The sequence below is a fragment of the Methylobacterium sp. FW102-HT35C08 genome (assembly GCF_058790235.1).
Genome location: NZ_JBYTCL010000002.1, coordinates 1,204,690 through 1,219,993, shown reverse-complemented (window position 1 = coordinate 1,219,993; position 15,304 = coordinate 1,204,690). Strand labels below are relative to the sequence as shown.

Genomic DNA, 15,304 nt, shown 5'->3' with positions numbered 1-15,304 from the left:
ACGGCCGGCCGGCCCGCGTGAGGGGGGGTCGCGGACCGGCCGGCGTACCGCGCGCCGGATCCAACGCGCGATCGGTGATGGCGGCTGTGCCGCCGGTCGCCGGTCCGGCTCGGAGACGCGCGGCGGCGCTGGGATCAGCGGGCCGCCTGCCGATCCCGGGGCGCCGGGGTCGGCAGGCCGCCGTCGAGCCCGGCGTTGAGCAGCGCGTGGAGCTGGGCGATCGCCGCGGCGACGTCGAAATCGGGCAGTGCCGCGCGGCCGACCACGATCCCCCGCATCAGCGGCGCGAGCAGCGCGTAGAGCGCGGCCGGGTCGCAGTCCGGCGCGGTGGCGAGCGCCGCGAAGGTCGTCACGAACCAGTCGCGGCTCTCGGCCTCGGTCCGCGCCGTCAGGGCGGCGATGGCCGGATTGCGCGTGGATTCCGACCAGATCTCCACCCGCAGGATCGCGGCCTCGCGGGTGATCGACACGAAGTAGCGGGCGATGATGCTGAGCAGCGCCCCACGCCGATTGTCGCTGCCCTCCATCTCCGCCACTAGGAGGGTGCCGCGCTCGCGCTCGCGCTCCACCAGCCCGACGACCAGGGCCTCCTTGGACTCGAAGTAGCGGTAGAAGTTGCCCGGACTCATCGCGGCCTCGCGGGCGAGGTCCTGCATGGTGGTGCGATGGAAGCCGTTGCGCGCGAAGCAGGCTTCGGCCGCATCGAGGATGTGCGCGCGCCGGGCGGACGGGTCGCCGCGGGCCTCCGCCCTCCTGCCCGCCGCGACGGTCACGACCCGGGCTGCGCCGTGAGGGCGACCGGAGCGATGCGGCTCTGATCCTTGCCCAGGCTGGCGACGGCGCAGGATTGTGGTCCCTGGTGCAGGTCTGCGCAGATCCGGGCCTGCCAGCCGTCCGGGCCGGCGCCCGTCCAGTTGATCAGCGCCAGCCAGGCGAGGGCCAGGACGGCGCCGAAGGTCAGGTTGGCGGGGGTGCAGACGGTACGGACGAGGGCGAGGGCGCCCGGGCCGCGGGCGCCGAAGCGCTCGGTATCGAGATCGGACCAGCGGCCTTCGAGAGTGAGAGCCATCGCGCGCTCCTGTTTGCTCGACCGTTGTAATGAACGTTCATTCTCATGTCAATGAACGTTCATTCTCATCTGTGGCCCGCGGCGTCGCGACGGCGGCCGCCGCCGTGACGGGGGGGCGCGTGCGGGTAGAGCGGAGTCGGGTCTATGACGGCTTTTCCGGGTGTCCCAGAGGGGCGTCGGCACCGGTGCGCGGGAGGTGTGTCTCGCCGGGTCCCCGCTTCCTGCCGCCGCGCTCCGGCAGCCCGGGATCTGGGAGGGCAGCTCCGGTCAGGGCAGAGCCGGGTCGCAAGCCGCCGTCCACGGCCCGTGCCGCCGCGATCTCACTGTTTCGGCGCGTCCGGGACCTCGTCCCGGACGCGCGCGGCCTGCTGTCAGCCGAGCGTGGCCGGCTTGAGGGCGCCGGTCCGGTCGTGGAAGTCCGGGCCGTTGGTGGTGCGGGCCACGTGGCCGGCGCGGATCAGGTAGTCGCCGAAATGCTCGCCCGGCTGCCGGCCCTTCGCGTAGTCGGCGAACAGCGGGTCGAGGGTGTCGCGGATCTCGGAGGCTGCCACATCCTCCTTGTAGAGCTTGCTGAGCCGCGAGCCATCATGGGCGGCACCGAGATAGAGATGGTAGCGCTCGGGGCCGCGGCCCACGAGGCCGATCTCGGAGATGAACGGCCGGGCGCAGCCGTTCGGGCAGCCGGTGGAGCGGATCGTGATCTCCTCCTCGGCGAGGCCGTGGGACGCGAGGCTCTCCTCCAGCTCGGTCATCAGGTCCGGCAGGTAGCGCTCGCTCTCGGCGAGTGCGAGGCCGCAGGTCGGCAGGGCCACGCAGGCGAGCGAGCTGCGCCGCAGCGCGCTCGCACCCCGGGTCAGGCCGTATTCATCGACGAGAGCGTCGATCTCGGCGCGCTTCTCGGCCGGGACGTTGGCGATGATCACGTTCTGGTTGCCGGTGAGGCGGAAATCGCCCTGGTGCACCTCGGCGATGCGGCGCAGGCCCGAGAGGAACTGCGCGCCGCCCTCAATGTCCTTGATCCGGCCCGAGGGCACGTAGAGGGTCAGGTGGTGGCGGCCGTCGTCGCCCTCGACCCAGCCGTAGCGGTCGCCGTTGCCGGTGAATGCGAAGGGCTTGGGCGCGCCGAGCTTCTTGCCGACGCGCTTCTCGACCTCGGCGCGGAACGCGTCGAGCCCGTAGCGCTCGATCGTGTACTTCAGTCGCGCGTTCTTGCGGTTCTTGCGGTTGCCCCAGTCGCGCTGGACGGTCATCACCGCCTCGGCGACCTTGATGGCGTCCTCGGGCTTCACGAAGCCCATCACGTCAGCGGTGCGGGGGAAGGTATCGGGCTCGCCGTGGGTCATGCCCATGCCGCCGCCCACCGTCACGTTCCAGCCGGTGACCTGGTTCTTCTTGTCAATGATCGCGATGAAGCCGAGGTCGTGGGCGAAGATGTCGACCTCGTTGGAGGGCGGCACCGCCACGACGGTCTTGAACTTCCGCGGCAGGTAGGTCCGGCCGTAGACCGGCTCGACCTCGGCCGCGTCCTCGCCGCCGACCACGCGCTCGCCGTCGAGCCAGATCTCGCGCCACGCGCTGGTCTTGGGCAGCAGCGAGTCGGAAATGTCCTTGGCGAGCTGGTAGGCGGCCTTGTGGGCACCGACCTGGGCCGGGTTCGTCGCCGCCATGACGTTGCGGTTGACATCGCCGCAGGCCGCGATCGTGTCGAGCAGCGCGCCGTCAATCGCCGCCATCGTGCGCTTCAGGTTCGACTTGATTACGCCGTGGTACTGGAAGGTCTGGCGCGTGGTCGCGCGCAGCGCCCCACCCGCGTAGGTCCGGGCGATGTCGTCGAGGATCAGCCACTGCTTCGGGGTGATGACGCCGCCGGCGATGCGCAGGCGGATCATGAAGCTGTAGGCCTTGTCGAGCTTCTTCTTGGTCCGCTCGGGGCGCAGGTCGCGGTCGTCCTGCAGATACATCCCGTGGAACTTCACGAGCTGCCCGTCATCCTCCGAGATCGCCCCGGTGGCGTGCTTCAGGAGCCCGTCCGCCAGGGTGCCGCGGAGGTAGCCGCTGGCGATCTTGATGTGCTCGTTCGCGGCGAGTTTCTCCGCGCGCGCGGCCTCAGCGTCCGTGATCGGGCGCGCGGTCGGCGGGGTCTCGTAGACGCGCTTGGCCGGGGTGGCGGCGGAGCCGGGGGCCGGGATCTCGGCGGCGTCGCGGGGGCTGTGGTCGTCCATGGGGTGGATCCGTCTGTCTGAACGCGTCTTCCTCCCCGATGGGAGGTGGCGAGCGGAGCGAAGCCGGTGCAGGACTGGAACCGGATCCGCGACCGGCCCACTCTCCCGCGCGGGAGAGGTCTGCTTTCGCAGAAAGCCGGGTGAGGGCTGCGCCCTCTCCGGAAAGATCCGATCCCTCACCCTGTCCCTCTCCCACCTGGGAGAGGAGACCTGCGTCCCGCCTGTCTCTGCCGCATCTCGTTGAAGGCCCCCGCGGTGCGGGGAGCGGTGTGTCCTTAGTAAACGTCCTGTTGGTAGCGGTGGCTGCGCTCCAAAGCCGCGACCTGCGTCTCGGCGTCGGCGGCGCTCAGGTTCTTGACCGTCTCGTAGGCCTTCACGACCGCGGCGCGCACGTCCTTGGCCATGTTCTTCGCGTCGCCGCAGACGTAGAGATGCGCGCCCCCGTCGAGCCAGGAAACCAGCTCCTTGGCGTTCTGGGTGATCCGGTCCTGCACGTAGACCTTCTCCGGCTGGTCCCGCGAGAAGGCCACGTCGATCTTGGTGAGCGACCGGTCCTCCAGGGCATCCTGCCATTCGAGCTGGTACAGGAAGTCGTGGGTGAAGTGCCGGTCGCCGAAGAACAGCCACGACCGACCGGGCGCCTCGACGGCCCGACGCTCCTGCACGAAGGCGCGGAACGGCGCGACGCCGGTACCCGGGCCGACCATGATGATGTCGGTGGCCGGATCCTGCGGTAGGCGGAAGTGGCGGTTCGGCTTCAGCCGCACCCGGAGTTTGGCGCCGTCACGGATGCGGTCGGCCACCTGGACCGAGGCGACGCCCGAGCGGGCTCGGCCGTGGGTCTCGTAGCGCACCGCTGCGATGACGAGGTGGACCTCGTCGCCCACTTCCTTGCGCGAGGAGGCGATCGAGTAGGCCCGCGGCGGCAGCGGCCGGGTGATGGTGCCGAGATGCTCGGCCGTCAGCTTCGCCGGGTAGGTCTCCAGCAGGTCGATCAGGTGCCGGCCCTCGATCCAGGCCTTGGCGGCGCCGCTGTCGATGAGCTTCTGCGCGTCCGCGTGACCGGTGGCCTTCACGAACCGCTCGATCGTGGCGGCCGAGAGCGTGGTGATGTCCCGCTCGGCGAGCAAAGCCGTGCGCAGGGCCTCGTCGCCCGAGAGACCGGCGGCCTTCAGGATCTCGTCCACCAGCTGCGGGTCGTTCTCGGGGAAGATCTCGAGCGAATCGCCCGGCTCGTAGGCCGGCGCGCCGTCCTCGAAGGCCAGCGCCAGGTGGATCGTCTCTTTGTCGGAGCGGGAGGAGTTGAGGTTCACATGCTCGACGACCTCGACCACCACGGGTTCGCGGCTCGGCTCGGCATCGTCGTCCTCGCCGGCCCCGGCGCGGGCGAAGTCCACCGCCACGACGTTGTCGGGCTGCTCCGCCGGGGCGAGCGCCTTCAGCGCGCCCTTGATCCAGTCGGCGGCGGGCTTCTCGAAGTCGAGGTCGAGGTCGGCCCGCTCGGCGGCGCGCTTGGCGCCCAGCGCCTCGAAGCGCGCGTCGAGCGCCTTCCCGATGGCGCAGAACTCAGCGTAGGACGTGTCGCCGAGCGACAGGACCGCGAACGCGACGCCGTCGAGGCGCGGGGCGCCCTCCCCCATCAGCTCGCCGTAGGCCCGCACCGCCCGGGCCGGCGGCTCGCCCTCGCCCCAGGTCGCCGCGATGGCGATCAGCTTGCCGGCCTTCGGCAGGGTCGCGACGTCGAGGTCGGAGAAATCCACGACCTTGGGCTTGAAGCCCTGCTTGCGCGCGAGCTTGGCGACGTTGCCGGCAAGGGCCTCGGAGTTTCCCGACTCGCTCGCGTAGATCACCGTCAGCGGTTCGGCGGCCTTGGGCGGCGCGGCCGGCGCCGCGGCGGGCTGGCCGCCCGCGGCGTCGAGGCCAGCCAGGAAGCCGGCCAGCCACGCGCGCTGCGTGGGGCTCGCGGCGCCGAGCACCGCATCGAGGCTGGCGCGCTCGCCATCCCCGAACGGGGCGGTGCGCGGGAGAAGCTTCTGGCGTGACATCAAGAGACCATGTCGTGGCCTGTACGGCCGGTGTCAATCGAGAAACGTTCGTTTTGCAGAACGGGTGAAGATTAGGACATCAGGTTCGCTGCGGTGCGGAATAAGAGAAGATCATTCTCCGACCACGGCGAGGACCGGACCAGTCCCGGGCAGATGCCGCCCGTTCTTCGGCGGCGCCGGCAGCGGCAGGGCGGTGGTGGATTTGACCTTCTCCATGGCGAAGCGGGACGTGACGTTCTTGAGCGGCAGCACGGCGATCAGGTGCTTGTAGAAGCTGTCGTAGGCCTGCATGTCGGCGACGACGACACGCAGCATGTAGTCCACGTCGCCGGCCATCCGGTAGAACTCAAGCACCTCCGGCATGGCCGAGACGGTTGCGGCGAAGCGCTGCAGCCATTCCTGCGAGTGGTCGGCCGTCTCAATGGAGACGAACACGGTCAGGCCGAGGCCGAGCTTCACCGGATCGAGCACCGCCACCCGCCGGTCGATGACGCCGTCAGCCTCCAGCTTCTGGATCCGCTTCCAGCAGGGGGTTTGCGACAGCCCGACCCGTTCGCCGATGGCCGCGATCGAGAGGGTCGCGTCCGTCTGTAGCAGGGCGAGAATCTTCAGATCGATCGCGTCCAAAGCTGTCTCCATCGGCTTCTTCCGCGCGGGCCGGCGCGGGGTCGATATAGGGGCGTACCGGTGTGGATAAGAAGAATTTTTTATCCTGACCGCCGGCCACCGGTGTGGATCGCTGTGCGCAACCGCACAGTTGCCCCGACGCTGGGGCCCGGCAAGCGGGGCGAAGCACCTTGACTTCGTTCGGTATAGCGAACATTTCGACCGTTCGACAACAGGGCCGGCGTGCGCCGTGCCCTTTCCATCACGCGAACCCCCGGGACATGTCGCGATGACCCGTCCGGACCAACAGACGGCTGAGGCTCTTGCGGAGCAGCTGTCCGGGCTCGACCTTCCAGGCCGCCTCCATCGGATCGCCGCCGAGATCCCCGGCCGTCTCGTCTTCACGACGAGCCTCGGCGTCGAGGATCAGGCGCTCACCCACGCGCTGGCCATGGCGGGCCTCGCGAAGGGCCGCGTCGAGATCGTCACCCTCGATACCGGCCGCCTGTTCGCCGAGACCTACGACACGTGGTCCGAGACCGAAGCGGCCTACGGCATCCGGATCGCGGCCTACGCGCCGGAGCGCGCGGCCGCAGAGGCGTTCGTGCGGACCGAGGGCATCAACGGCTTCCGCCGATCGGTCGCCGCGCGGCAGGCCTGCTGCGGCTTCCGCAAGGTCGAGCCGCTGGGCCGCGCGCTCGAAGGCGCCAGCGGCTGGCTCACCGGCCTGCGGGCCGGCCAGTCCGCAAACCGCGCCGAGACGCCGCTCGCCGAATTCGACGCCGCGCGCGGCCTGATCAAGCTGAACCCCCTGGCCGACTGGACCCGGGCGCAGGTCGACAGCTTCGTGCGCGACAGCTTCGTCCCCTACAACGTCCTGCACGACCGGGGCTTTCCCTCAATCGGCTGTGCCCCCTGCACCCGCGCGGTGAAGCTCGGCGAGCCGGAGCGCGCTGGGCGCTGGTGGTGGGAGCAGGAAGACAAGAAGGAATGCGGCCTGCACGTCGGACGCCAAGTTGCACACCCTGCGGCGTCGGTGCAGCCGGGCCAGGAGGCCGCCGCGTTCGAGACCACCCCGACTCAGACAGCCCGCCAGCCGGAGTTCGCCCGATGAGCGCCGCCCTCGACGCTGCCGTGCAGACGAGCGCCCCAACGCCCGCACAGGCCGCCGACCGCCTCAGCCACCTCAAGCGGCTGGAGGCCGAGGCCATCCACATCTTCCGGGAGACGGTCGCCGAGACCGAGAACCCGGTGATGCTCTACTCGATCGGCAAGGATTCCTCCGTCCTGCTGCATCTGGCGCTGAAGGCCTTCGCGCCCGGGCGGCTGCCGTTCCCGCTGCTCCACGTCGACACGACCTGGAAGTTCCGCGAGATGATCGCCTTCCGCGACGCCCGCGCGAAGGAACTCGGCCTCGACCTGCTGATCCACACCAACCCGGACGGGCTCGCCCGCGGCATCGGGCCGGTGAGCCACGGCTCCGAGGTCCACACCGACGTGATGAAGACCCAGGCGCTGCGGCAGGCGCTCGACAAGCACAAGTTCGATGCGGCCTTCGGCGGCGCCCGCCGCGACGAGGAGGCGAGCCGCGCCAAGGAGCGGATCATCTCGCTGCGCACCGCGCAGCACCGCTGGGACCCGAAGCGCCAGCGCGCCGAGCCCTGGCACCTCTACAATCTCAAGAAGAAGCGCGGCGAATCCCTGCGGGTCTTCCCCCTGTCGAACTGGACCGAACTCGACATCTGGCTCTACATTGAACAGGAAAATATTCCGATCGTGCCGCTCTACTTCGCCAAGGAGCGGCCGGTGGTCGAGCGCGAGGGCCAGCTCATCATGGTCGACGACGAGCGCCTGCCGCTCGAGCCCGGCGAGACCCCGCAGCAGCGCCTCGTCCGCTTCCGCACGCTCGGCTGCTACCCGCTGACCGGGGCGGTGGAGAGCGACGCCGCCTCGCTGCCCGAGATCATCGGCGAGACGCTCGCCGCCCGCACCTCGGAGCGCCAGGGCCGGGTGATCGACAAGGACGGGGCCGGCGCCATGGAGCGCAAGAAGCAGGAGGGCTATTTCTGATGACGCTGCACCAAGCCCCCAACGCCTTCGGCGACCGCGCCGCCGGCTACGCGGCCTTCCTGACCGCCCACCGTAACAAGGCGGTGCTGCGCTTCATCGCCTGCGGCTCGGTGGATGACGGCAAGTCGACCCTGATCGGGCGGCTCCTGCACGACACCAAGCAGATCTTCGACGACCAGATCTCGGCGCTCCAGCGCGACTCGCGCAAGCACGGAACGCAGGGGCAGGAGGTGGATCTCGCGCTTCTCGTCGACGGCCTCCAGGCCGAGCGCGAGCAGGGCATCACCATCGACGTCGCCTACCGGTTCTTCTCCACCGACAGGCGCTCCTTCATCGTGGCCGACACGCCCGGCCACGAGCAGTACACCCGCAACATGGCCACCGGCGCCTCGACGGCCGACGTGGCGGTGATCCTGGTGGATGCCCGCCAGGGCCTGACCCGCCAGACCCGGCGCCACGCGCTGCTGGTGTCGAATCTGGGGATCCGCCGCGTCGTGCTGGCGGTGAACAAGATGGACCTCGCCGGCTGGGCGCAGGGCACCTTCGACGGCATCGTGTCGGGGTTCTCGGACTTCGCCCGCGGGCTGAACTTCGCCGAGGTCAAGGCGATCCCGCTCTCGGCCAAGAACGGCGACAACGTCGTGGACGCGGGCGTCGCGGCGCCCTGGTACACGGGCGGCACCCTGCTCCATTACCTCGAGACCGTGCCGGTCCACGCGGAGGCGCTCAACGCGCCGTTCCGGATGGCGGTGCAGTGGGTCAACCGGCCGAATTCCGAGTTCCGCGGCTACAGCGGTCGGATCGCCAGCGGCCGGGTGCGGCCGGGCGACTCGGTAACGGTGCAGCCCTCCGGCCGGACCTCCACGGTGGCGCGGATCTACACCGCCGACGGCGACCTGCCCGAGGCCGGCGAGGACGAGTCGGTGACCCTGGTGCTCGCCGACCAGATCGACGCCTCCCGCGGGCAGGTGATCGTGGCCACCGACGCGCCGATGCGGGTCACAGAAACCCTCGACGCCCGCCTGTTCTGGGCCGCCGAGACGGATCTCAGCCCGGGCGCGAGCCTGTTCGCCAAGATCGGCACCGCCACGGTAACCGCGACCGTGGAGCGGATCGTCTCGCGCATCGATCCCGAGACCGGCAAGCCCGGCCCGGCCGAGCGCCTGTCGGCCAACGACATCGCCGACGTGAGCCTGCGCCTCGACCGGGCGGTGGCGATCGACGCCTACGCGGAGAACCGCGAGACCGGCAGCCTGATCCTGATCGACCGCGAGACCACCGACACGGCGGCCCTCGGGCTGGTCCTGGCGCCGAAGGCGGAGGCTCCCAAGGCGGCCGCGGCCGGTGCGAAGCCTGCGGAAGGCGGCGGTTTCCTTGCCCGCCTTGGACGGTTGTTCGGGCGCTGAGGATCGGCCGCACCCGCACCGTCGTTCCGGGTCGCCACAGGCGAGCCCGGAATCCAGAGCCGCCGCAGCAGTCAGGCCTTGGTGCGTCGGCGCGTCTGAATCCCGGGCTCCGCTGCGCGGCCCCGGGATGACGGCGTCGCCAGCGGACCGGCGCGATCCGGGCTCGCCTCAGACCAGCTTGAAGCGCAGCGCGCCCAGACCTTCCAGCTCGGACACCACCTCGTCGCCGGGCTTCAGCCAAGCGCGGTCCTTGCGCGGGATCTTCTCGCCGAAGATCACCCCCTGCGGGGTACCCGTGTAGAAGATGTCGCCCGGCTTGATCGTCATCACCTTGGACGCGAAGCTGATCAGCTGGCGGCAGTTGAAGATCATGTCGTTGGTGCTCCAGTCCTGGCGCACCTGGCCGTTGACCAGCGTCTTCAGCTTGAGATTGTTCGGGTCCTTCACCCGGTCGGCGGTGACCAGGTAGGGGCCGAGTGGCGCGAACCCGTCGGACGTCTTCCCGATCATGAATTGCGAGGTCAGCGTCTGGAGATCCCGGGCGCTGAAATCGTTGCCCGTGCAGTAGCCGGCGAGATAATCGAGGGCGTCCGCCTCGGAGACGTTCCGGCATTCCCGGCCGAAGACCAGGACCAGCTCGGTCTCGTAGTCGAACTCGCGCGCCGCCTGGGTTGGCAGCGTGATCGTGCCGCCGTGGTGATTCAGGGCGTTGTTGTACTTGTTGAACAGCGGCGGATCCTTCGGGATCGGCGTGCCGGTCTCCTCCGCGTGGTGGCGGTAGTTGAAGCCCATCATGATGATCTTCTCGGGCCGCGTGACCACCGGCCCGTAGGCGATGCCGCTCTCCGCCAGCATGAAGCGCCCATCGGGGGCGGCCTCGACTGCGTCGATCAGCGCCCGCAAGGCCGGGCCGCGCCCGTTCTGCAGCAGGTCGTCCATGTCGGTGGGAACCGGCATCCCGAGGGCACGGCCGGCGGCGGCGACGTCGAGCACCGTGTCGGCCATCTTCACGCCCAAGGTATAGGCGTCGCCGCGGCGCATGTTGATGAGGATCATGTCCCGGGGCATGCCGAAGGGCGCGGGCATACCCGCCGGCGCGGTCTTCGGCGCCGCCGTCCGCTCCTCGGCCGCCCGGGCCGGCGCCGCCGCTGCGGCGAGCCCCGCGGCCGTGACGGTCAGGAATTCGCGTCGGTTGCCCATGCTGCGTCTCCTCCGGTCTGCCCGTCTCGCGCGGGCCTGGTCCGATCGGAGCCTGCACGGCCGGCGGCAGCGCCGCCAGGGCCTGAAGTGGGCGACGGGTGACGGCTCAGGCCGCCTGTGAGGCGGCGCCGAGCCCCCAGGCCTGGGCCAGCAGCGCGTAGGATTGGTGCCGCGCCGCCTGGTCGGGGATCGCCGTGACGATCATCAGCTCGTCGGCCTGCGTGCGCGCGACCATGTCGGCGAGCCGGGCCCGCAGGGTCTCGGGGCCGCCCACGTGCAGGCGGTCGCGGCCGCGCTCGATCTGCATCCGCTCGCCGTCGGAATACGGGTAGACCAGCGCCTCGGCGAGGCTCGGCAGCGGCCGGTACTCGCCCCGCTCCCGCCGCAGCGTCGCCAACCGCGCGCTGGACGCCAGCCGCTCGGCCTCCGCGTCGGTGGGGGCGCAGATCGCTGCCACCGCCAGGATCGCGTGGGGCTTCGTGCCGAGGCGTGTCGGCCGGAACCCGCGGCGGTAATCGAGCATCGGCGGCTCCGCGGGCATCCCGGAGAAGTGCTGCGCGAAGCCGAAGCCGCAGCCGATCTCGCCGGCGAGTCGGGCACTGTAATCCGAGGAGCCGAGCAGGAAGATCGGCGGCAGCGGGACGTCCGCCGGGCTCGCGGTGATCCGCGCAAAGGGATGGCCTTCCGGGAAGCCGCCGTCCCAGAACAGCAACTCCTGCAGGCGGTCGAGGAAGTCGTCACCGCCGCCCTCCCCCGTGGCCTCGCGGCGGCGCAGCGCCCGGGCCGTGAGGCCGTCGGTGCCGGGAGCCCGGCCGAGGCCGAGATCGATCCGGCCCGGGAACAGGGCTTCCAGCACCCGGAAGCGCTCGGCCACCATCAGCGGCGCGTGGTTCGGCAGCATGATCCCGCCCGAGCCGACCCGGAGGTTGCGGGTCGCGGCGGCGATCTGGCCGATCATGATCTCGGGGGCCGGGCTCGCCACGTTGGGCAGCGCGTGGTGCTCGGCGAGCCAGTAGCGCCGGTAACCGAGGCCGTCGACGTGGCGGGCGAGCGCCAGGGTGTCGTGCAAGGCCTGCGCCGGGGTGGACTCGGCGCTGACGAAGGAGAGATCGAGGACGGAGAGCGGTGTCATGGGTAGGATCTGGTAACGACGATCCCGCAAAGCGAGAGCGGCCGCGTAGGAGAGACCTGCGCCGCACGCTGGGCGCGAGATTCGGGTTCGTGCCGCGCCCCGCCTTGCCGGCTCAGCGTCCCGGGCCTAGGGTCCGCCACGCCGCGAAGAGGCGGCGCCCGACCTCGACATTCCGGAGCATCGCACGCCATGGCTCTCCTCGCCGACGTCCTTTCGCGGGTGAAGCCGTCCGCGACCATCGTGATGACCCAGAAGGCCCGGGACCTGAAGACGTCCGGCGTCGACGTCATCAGCCTGTCGGTGGGCGAGCCGGATTTCGACACGCCCGAGCACATCAAGCAGGCCGCGATCGAGGCGATCCACCGGAACGAGACGCGCTACCCGCCGGTCTCCGGCATCGCGCCCCTGCGCGAGGCGATCGTACGCAAGTTCAAGCGCGAGAACGGGCTCGACTACAAGGTCTCGCAGACCATCGTGGGCACCGGCGGCAAGCAGGTGCTGTACAATGCGTTCCTCGCTACCCTGAACCCCGGCGACGAGGTGGTGATCCCCCGCCCCTACTGGGTGTCCTATCCGGAGATGGTCGGGCTGTGCGGCGGCTCGCCGGTCTTCGCCGAAACCGACATGGACCACGGCTTCAAGCTCCAGCCGGAGGAGCTCGATCGGGTGCTCACCCCGAAGACCAAGTGGATCGTCCTCAACTCGCCGTCGAACCCGTCCGGCGCCGCCTATTCCCGCGCCGAGATGAAGGCGCTCACCGACGTGCTGCTCCGCTACCCGGACGTGCACATCCTCACCGACGACATCTACGAGCACCTGACCTACGGCGATTTCGAGTTCGTCACGCCGGCCCAGGTCGAGCCGCAGCTCATCGAGCGGACGCTGACCATGAACGGCGTTTCGAAGGGCTACGCCATGACCGGCTGGCGCATCGGCTACGCGGCCGGGCCGGAGAAGCTCGTCAAGGCGATGGATTTCGTCCAGGGCCAGCAGACCTCCGGCGCCAGCACGATCGCGCAATGGGCCGCGGTCGCCGCCCTCGACGGGCCGCAGGACCACCTGGCCAAGTTCCGCGCGGCCTTCCAGGAGCGGCGCGACCTCGTCGTATCGATGCTCAACCAGACCAACGGTCTGACCTGTCCGACGCCCGAGGGCGCGTTCTACGTCTATCCGTCCTGCGCGGCACTGATCGGCAAGAGGACCGAGGCCGGCAAGACCATCGAGACCGACGAGGACTTCGTCATGGAGCTGCTCCAGGCCGAGGGCGTGGCCGCGGTGCACGGCTCGGCCTTCGGGCTCGGCCCGAACCTGCGCATCTCCTACGCCACGTCCAACGCGGTGCTGGAGGAGGCCTGCCGGCGCATCCAGCGCTTCTGCGGCTCGCTGCGATAAGTCGACCCGGACGGATCGCTTTACGATCTCCCACCCGCGGGCGCCGTCAGGCTCGCGGGTGGGGAGTAACGAACCTAAAAGACATGAGGACCCCGGACGCTGAGACCGGGCCGCAGCGTCGAAAGACAGACCCGTCATTCCGGGACTGCGTAGCAGGGCTTGGAATCCAGACCTGCCGACGGTGCTAAGCCCGAGCCATCAGAGGTTCTGGATTCCGGGCTCGCCTGCGGCGCCCCGGAAAGACAGCGTGTGTTCGACCGCCGCGGCCGCGCTGATACGCTTCGCCGCGGGGGTCGCTGAAATGATTCCGTCTCTGTTGCCGGCTCGGCTGTCACCCTCTACACGGGCGGTCCCCAGCGGCCGATGCGCCTGAAGGTTTCGCGAGCCCGCTCGGGCCTGCATGGCGGCGGGGTCGGCAGTGACGGGGCGGTCCGGACCAGTTCTCTGGGCGGTTCCTGTGAGGCTCAGTGGGCCGAGTCGCTGCAGGAGTGTCGGGAGCGCGGGGAACAGGAACCGCGGATCCGGCGCAAGGCCCACACAGATTCCGCATTTCGATAGCCGGTGAACCCGTCCATCGCGGCGTTCCGGGAACTGCCCCGTTCCGGGACAAGCCGGACCGGCGCGGTTGCGGCTTCATTCACGCTCCCGCGCGATGATGCGTCAGAGCCGGGGATCCGGTTCGGCGTAACTGCGTTCTCTTGGGCCTGACGACCATGCGAGCCCTGCTTACCGGTGGCATCAAGGCGATCCTCGGCATCGCCGCGCTCTCCACCGCCGCTCATTGGACCTTGCGCGTACAGCGCGAGTCTCCGACGCCGATCCCGGTTGCCGCCAGCATTCCGGACCCGGTCGCGACGGGCTCCATCGAGCCCCGCCATGTCGAGCGTGCGGCCGCGGTCGCGCCGACTCCGGTGGCGGCCCCGCGCGCCGCATCGGGGCTCGATCAATCGCACTTGGCTGCCCTGATCGCCGGCGCGACGCCGCCGAAGCCCAAGGTCGCCAAGGCAGCGACCAAAACCGCGTCCGCGGAGAAGACCGCTTCCGCTGACAAGACCGCCTCGGCCGAGAGGGCCCCCGCCAGGCGGTGAACCCTCCTTCGGCGGGATGGCGGTGCCGGATGCATGGTTCCTCTGCGTGACGGCCGATACCTCGGCGGCACGAGACGTGGCAGGAATTCGGTCTCTACCGAGATTGGTCAGGCATGAGCACGCAGGTCGCGACCTCCGTCCGCGATGACATCGCCGCGACGCGCTGCGATCCGGAGGCCGACCTCGCCGGCCGCCGGCGGATTATCGGCATCGCCCTGATGTGCGGGGCCGTCGCCTTCTTCGCGAGCCTCGACGCCTGCGGCAAGACTCTGGCGCGGGCCGGCGTCGACCCCCTGGTCACCACCTTCATGCGCTACGCCGCGAGCGTCGCCATGATCTCGCTGTTCATCAACCCCGTGCGCACGCCGGGCGTCGTGAAAAGCCGGCGCCTGCCGCTGCAGATCGCGCGCTCCCTGCTGCTCTTCGCCTCCACGGCGCTGAACTTCCTGGCCCTACGCTACCTGCAGCTCGCCGAGACGATCTCGATCCAGTTCGCCGCGCCGCTCACGGTGGCGCTGCTGGCCGGGCCGCTGCTCGGCGAGTGGTCGTCGCGGGCGCGGCTGGCGGCGATCGGCGTCGGCTTCCTGGGCGTGCTGGTGATCGTGCGGCCGGGCGTCGGCGGGATGCATCCGGCCGCTCTGCTCTGCGTCGCCAACGTCGTGGTCTACGCCTTCTACGCGATCATCACGCGCAAGCTCGCGGCCTACGATTCGACCGCCACGACCATGTTCTACACGGGGCTCGCGGGCCTCGCGCTGATGGCCCCGCTCCTGCCCTGGATCTGGACGAGCCCGGCGAGCCTGACCCACTGGGCGCTGCTGTTCGGGGTTGCCCTGTTCGGGACTCTGGGCCACTGGCTGCTGGTGATGGCCCATGCCCGGGCCCCGGCCAACGTGCTGGCGCCGTTCATCTACACGCAGCTGCTGTGGTCGGTGACCCTCGGCTTCCTGCTGTTCGGCGACGTCCCGAGCCGCTGGACGGTCGCGGGCGCCATGATCGTGGTCGGATCCGGCCTCTATCTCCTGGCGCAGGAGACGATCCGCCGGGAGGCCCGGCCGGCCGCCTGAGGCGACC

The 15,304-nt window shown here is 70.2% G+C and carries 13 protein-coding genes; 6 read left to right on the top strand and 7 right to left on the bottom strand.

Annotation, left to right across the window (positions count from 1 at the left end):
• Positions 1–134: 134 nt before the first annotated feature.
• The 5 genes from AC3WSN_RS05910 to AC3WSN_RS05890 all read right to left on the bottom strand — a co-directional run bounded on the left by AC3WSN_RS05910 (position 135) and on the right by AC3WSN_RS05890 (position 5,963).
• The gene (locus tag AC3WSN_RS05910) at positions 135–773 is read right to left on the bottom strand and encodes a TetR/AcrR family transcriptional regulator (RefSeq protein ID WP_492536725.1); all 639 of its coding nucleotides are present in this window, start codon (positions 771–773) and stop codon (positions 135–137) included.
• Positions 770–1,069 (bottom strand): hypothetical protein, encoded by a 300-nt coding sequence (locus AC3WSN_RS05905; RefSeq protein ID WP_492536724.1) that lies wholly within the window; start codon positions 1,067–1,069, stop codon positions 770–772. Before AC3WSN_RS05905 ends, AC3WSN_RS05910 begins: the two co-directional genes overlap by 4 nt.
• Positions 1,070–1,440: 371 nt before the next feature.
• On the bottom strand, positions 1,441–3,291 hold the full coding sequence (locus AC3WSN_RS05900) for an NADPH-dependent assimilatory sulfite reductase hemoprotein subunit (RefSeq protein WP_492536723.1): 1,851 nt from the start codon (positions 3,289–3,291) through the stop codon (positions 1,441–1,443).
• A gap of 275 nt (positions 3,292–3,566) precedes the next feature.
• Positions 3,567–5,336 (bottom strand): diflavin oxidoreductase, encoded by a 1,770-nt coding sequence (locus AC3WSN_RS05895; RefSeq protein WP_492536722.1) that lies wholly within the window; start codon positions 5,334–5,336, stop codon positions 3,567–3,569.
• A 111-nt stretch (positions 5,337–5,447) separates the two neighbouring features.
• A complete protein-coding gene (locus tag AC3WSN_RS05890; protein WP_091716811.1) occupies positions 5,448–5,963 on the bottom strand; it encodes an Lrp/AsnC family transcriptional regulator in 516 nt (171 codons plus the stop codon).
• Positions 5,964–6,231: 268 nt separating this feature from the next.
• Here AC3WSN_RS05890 and AC3WSN_RS05885 point away from each other — a divergent pair, with 268 nt between their 5' ends.
• Genes AC3WSN_RS05885 through cysN form a run of 3 tightly spaced genes read left to right on the top strand, consistent with a single transcriptional unit; the run spans position 6,232 to position 9,418 of the window.
• The gene (locus AC3WSN_RS05885) at positions 6,232–7,056 is read left to right on the top strand and encodes a phosphoadenylyl-sulfate reductase (protein ID WP_492536721.1); all 825 of its coding nucleotides are present in this window, start codon (positions 6,232–6,234) and stop codon (positions 7,054–7,056) included.
• The gene (gene cysD / locus AC3WSN_RS05880; protein WP_492536720.1) at positions 7,053–8,012 is read left to right on the top strand and encodes a sulfate adenylyltransferase subunit CysD; all 960 of its coding nucleotides are present in this window, start codon (positions 7,053–7,055) and stop codon (positions 8,010–8,012) included. The genes AC3WSN_RS05885 and cysD overlap by 4 nt, the downstream gene beginning before the upstream one ends.
• Positions 8,012–9,418, top strand: a complete 1,407-nt coding sequence (gene cysN / locus AC3WSN_RS05875; protein ID WP_492536719.1) for a sulfate adenylyltransferase subunit CysN — start codon at positions 8,012–8,014, stop codon at positions 9,416–9,418. The genes cysD and cysN overlap by 1 nt, the downstream gene beginning before the upstream one ends.
• Positions 9,419–9,586: 168 nt before the next feature.
• Here cysN and AC3WSN_RS05870 read toward each other — a convergent pair whose 3' ends face one another.
• Both AC3WSN_RS05870 and AC3WSN_RS05865 read right to left on the bottom strand, forming a co-directional pair.
• Positions 9,587–10,618: a fumarylacetoacetate hydrolase family protein gene (locus tag AC3WSN_RS05870; protein WP_192710067.1), complete on the bottom strand. Its 1,032-nt coding sequence runs from the start codon at positions 10,616–10,618 to the stop codon at positions 9,587–9,589.
• A gap of 106 nt (positions 10,619–10,724) precedes the next feature.
• Positions 10,725–11,750, bottom strand: a complete 1,026-nt coding sequence (locus tag AC3WSN_RS05865) for an LLM class flavin-dependent oxidoreductase (RefSeq protein WP_492536718.1) — start codon at positions 11,748–11,750, stop codon at positions 10,725–10,727.
• Between the two features lie 189 nt (positions 11,751–11,939).
• Between AC3WSN_RS05865 and AC3WSN_RS05860 the strand changes: the two genes are divergently transcribed.
• The 3 genes from AC3WSN_RS05860 (at position 11,940) to AC3WSN_RS05850 (ending at position 15,297) form a co-directional block, all read left to right on the top strand.
• Positions 11,940–13,142, top strand: a complete 1,203-nt coding sequence (locus AC3WSN_RS05860; protein ID WP_492536717.1) for a pyridoxal phosphate-dependent aminotransferase — start codon at positions 11,940–11,942, stop codon at positions 13,140–13,142.
• A 698-nt stretch (positions 13,143–13,840) separates the two neighbouring features.
• Positions 13,841–14,230: a hypothetical protein gene (locus AC3WSN_RS05855; protein ID WP_492536716.1), complete on the top strand. Its 390-nt coding sequence runs from the start codon at positions 13,841–13,843 to the stop codon at positions 14,228–14,230.
• Between the two features lie 113 nt (positions 14,231–14,343).
• Positions 14,344–15,297, top strand: coding sequence for a DMT family transporter (locus tag AC3WSN_RS05850; RefSeq protein WP_492536715.1), 954 nt, complete (start codon positions 14,344–14,346; stop codon positions 15,295–15,297).
• Positions 15,298–15,304 lie beyond the last annotated feature (7 nt).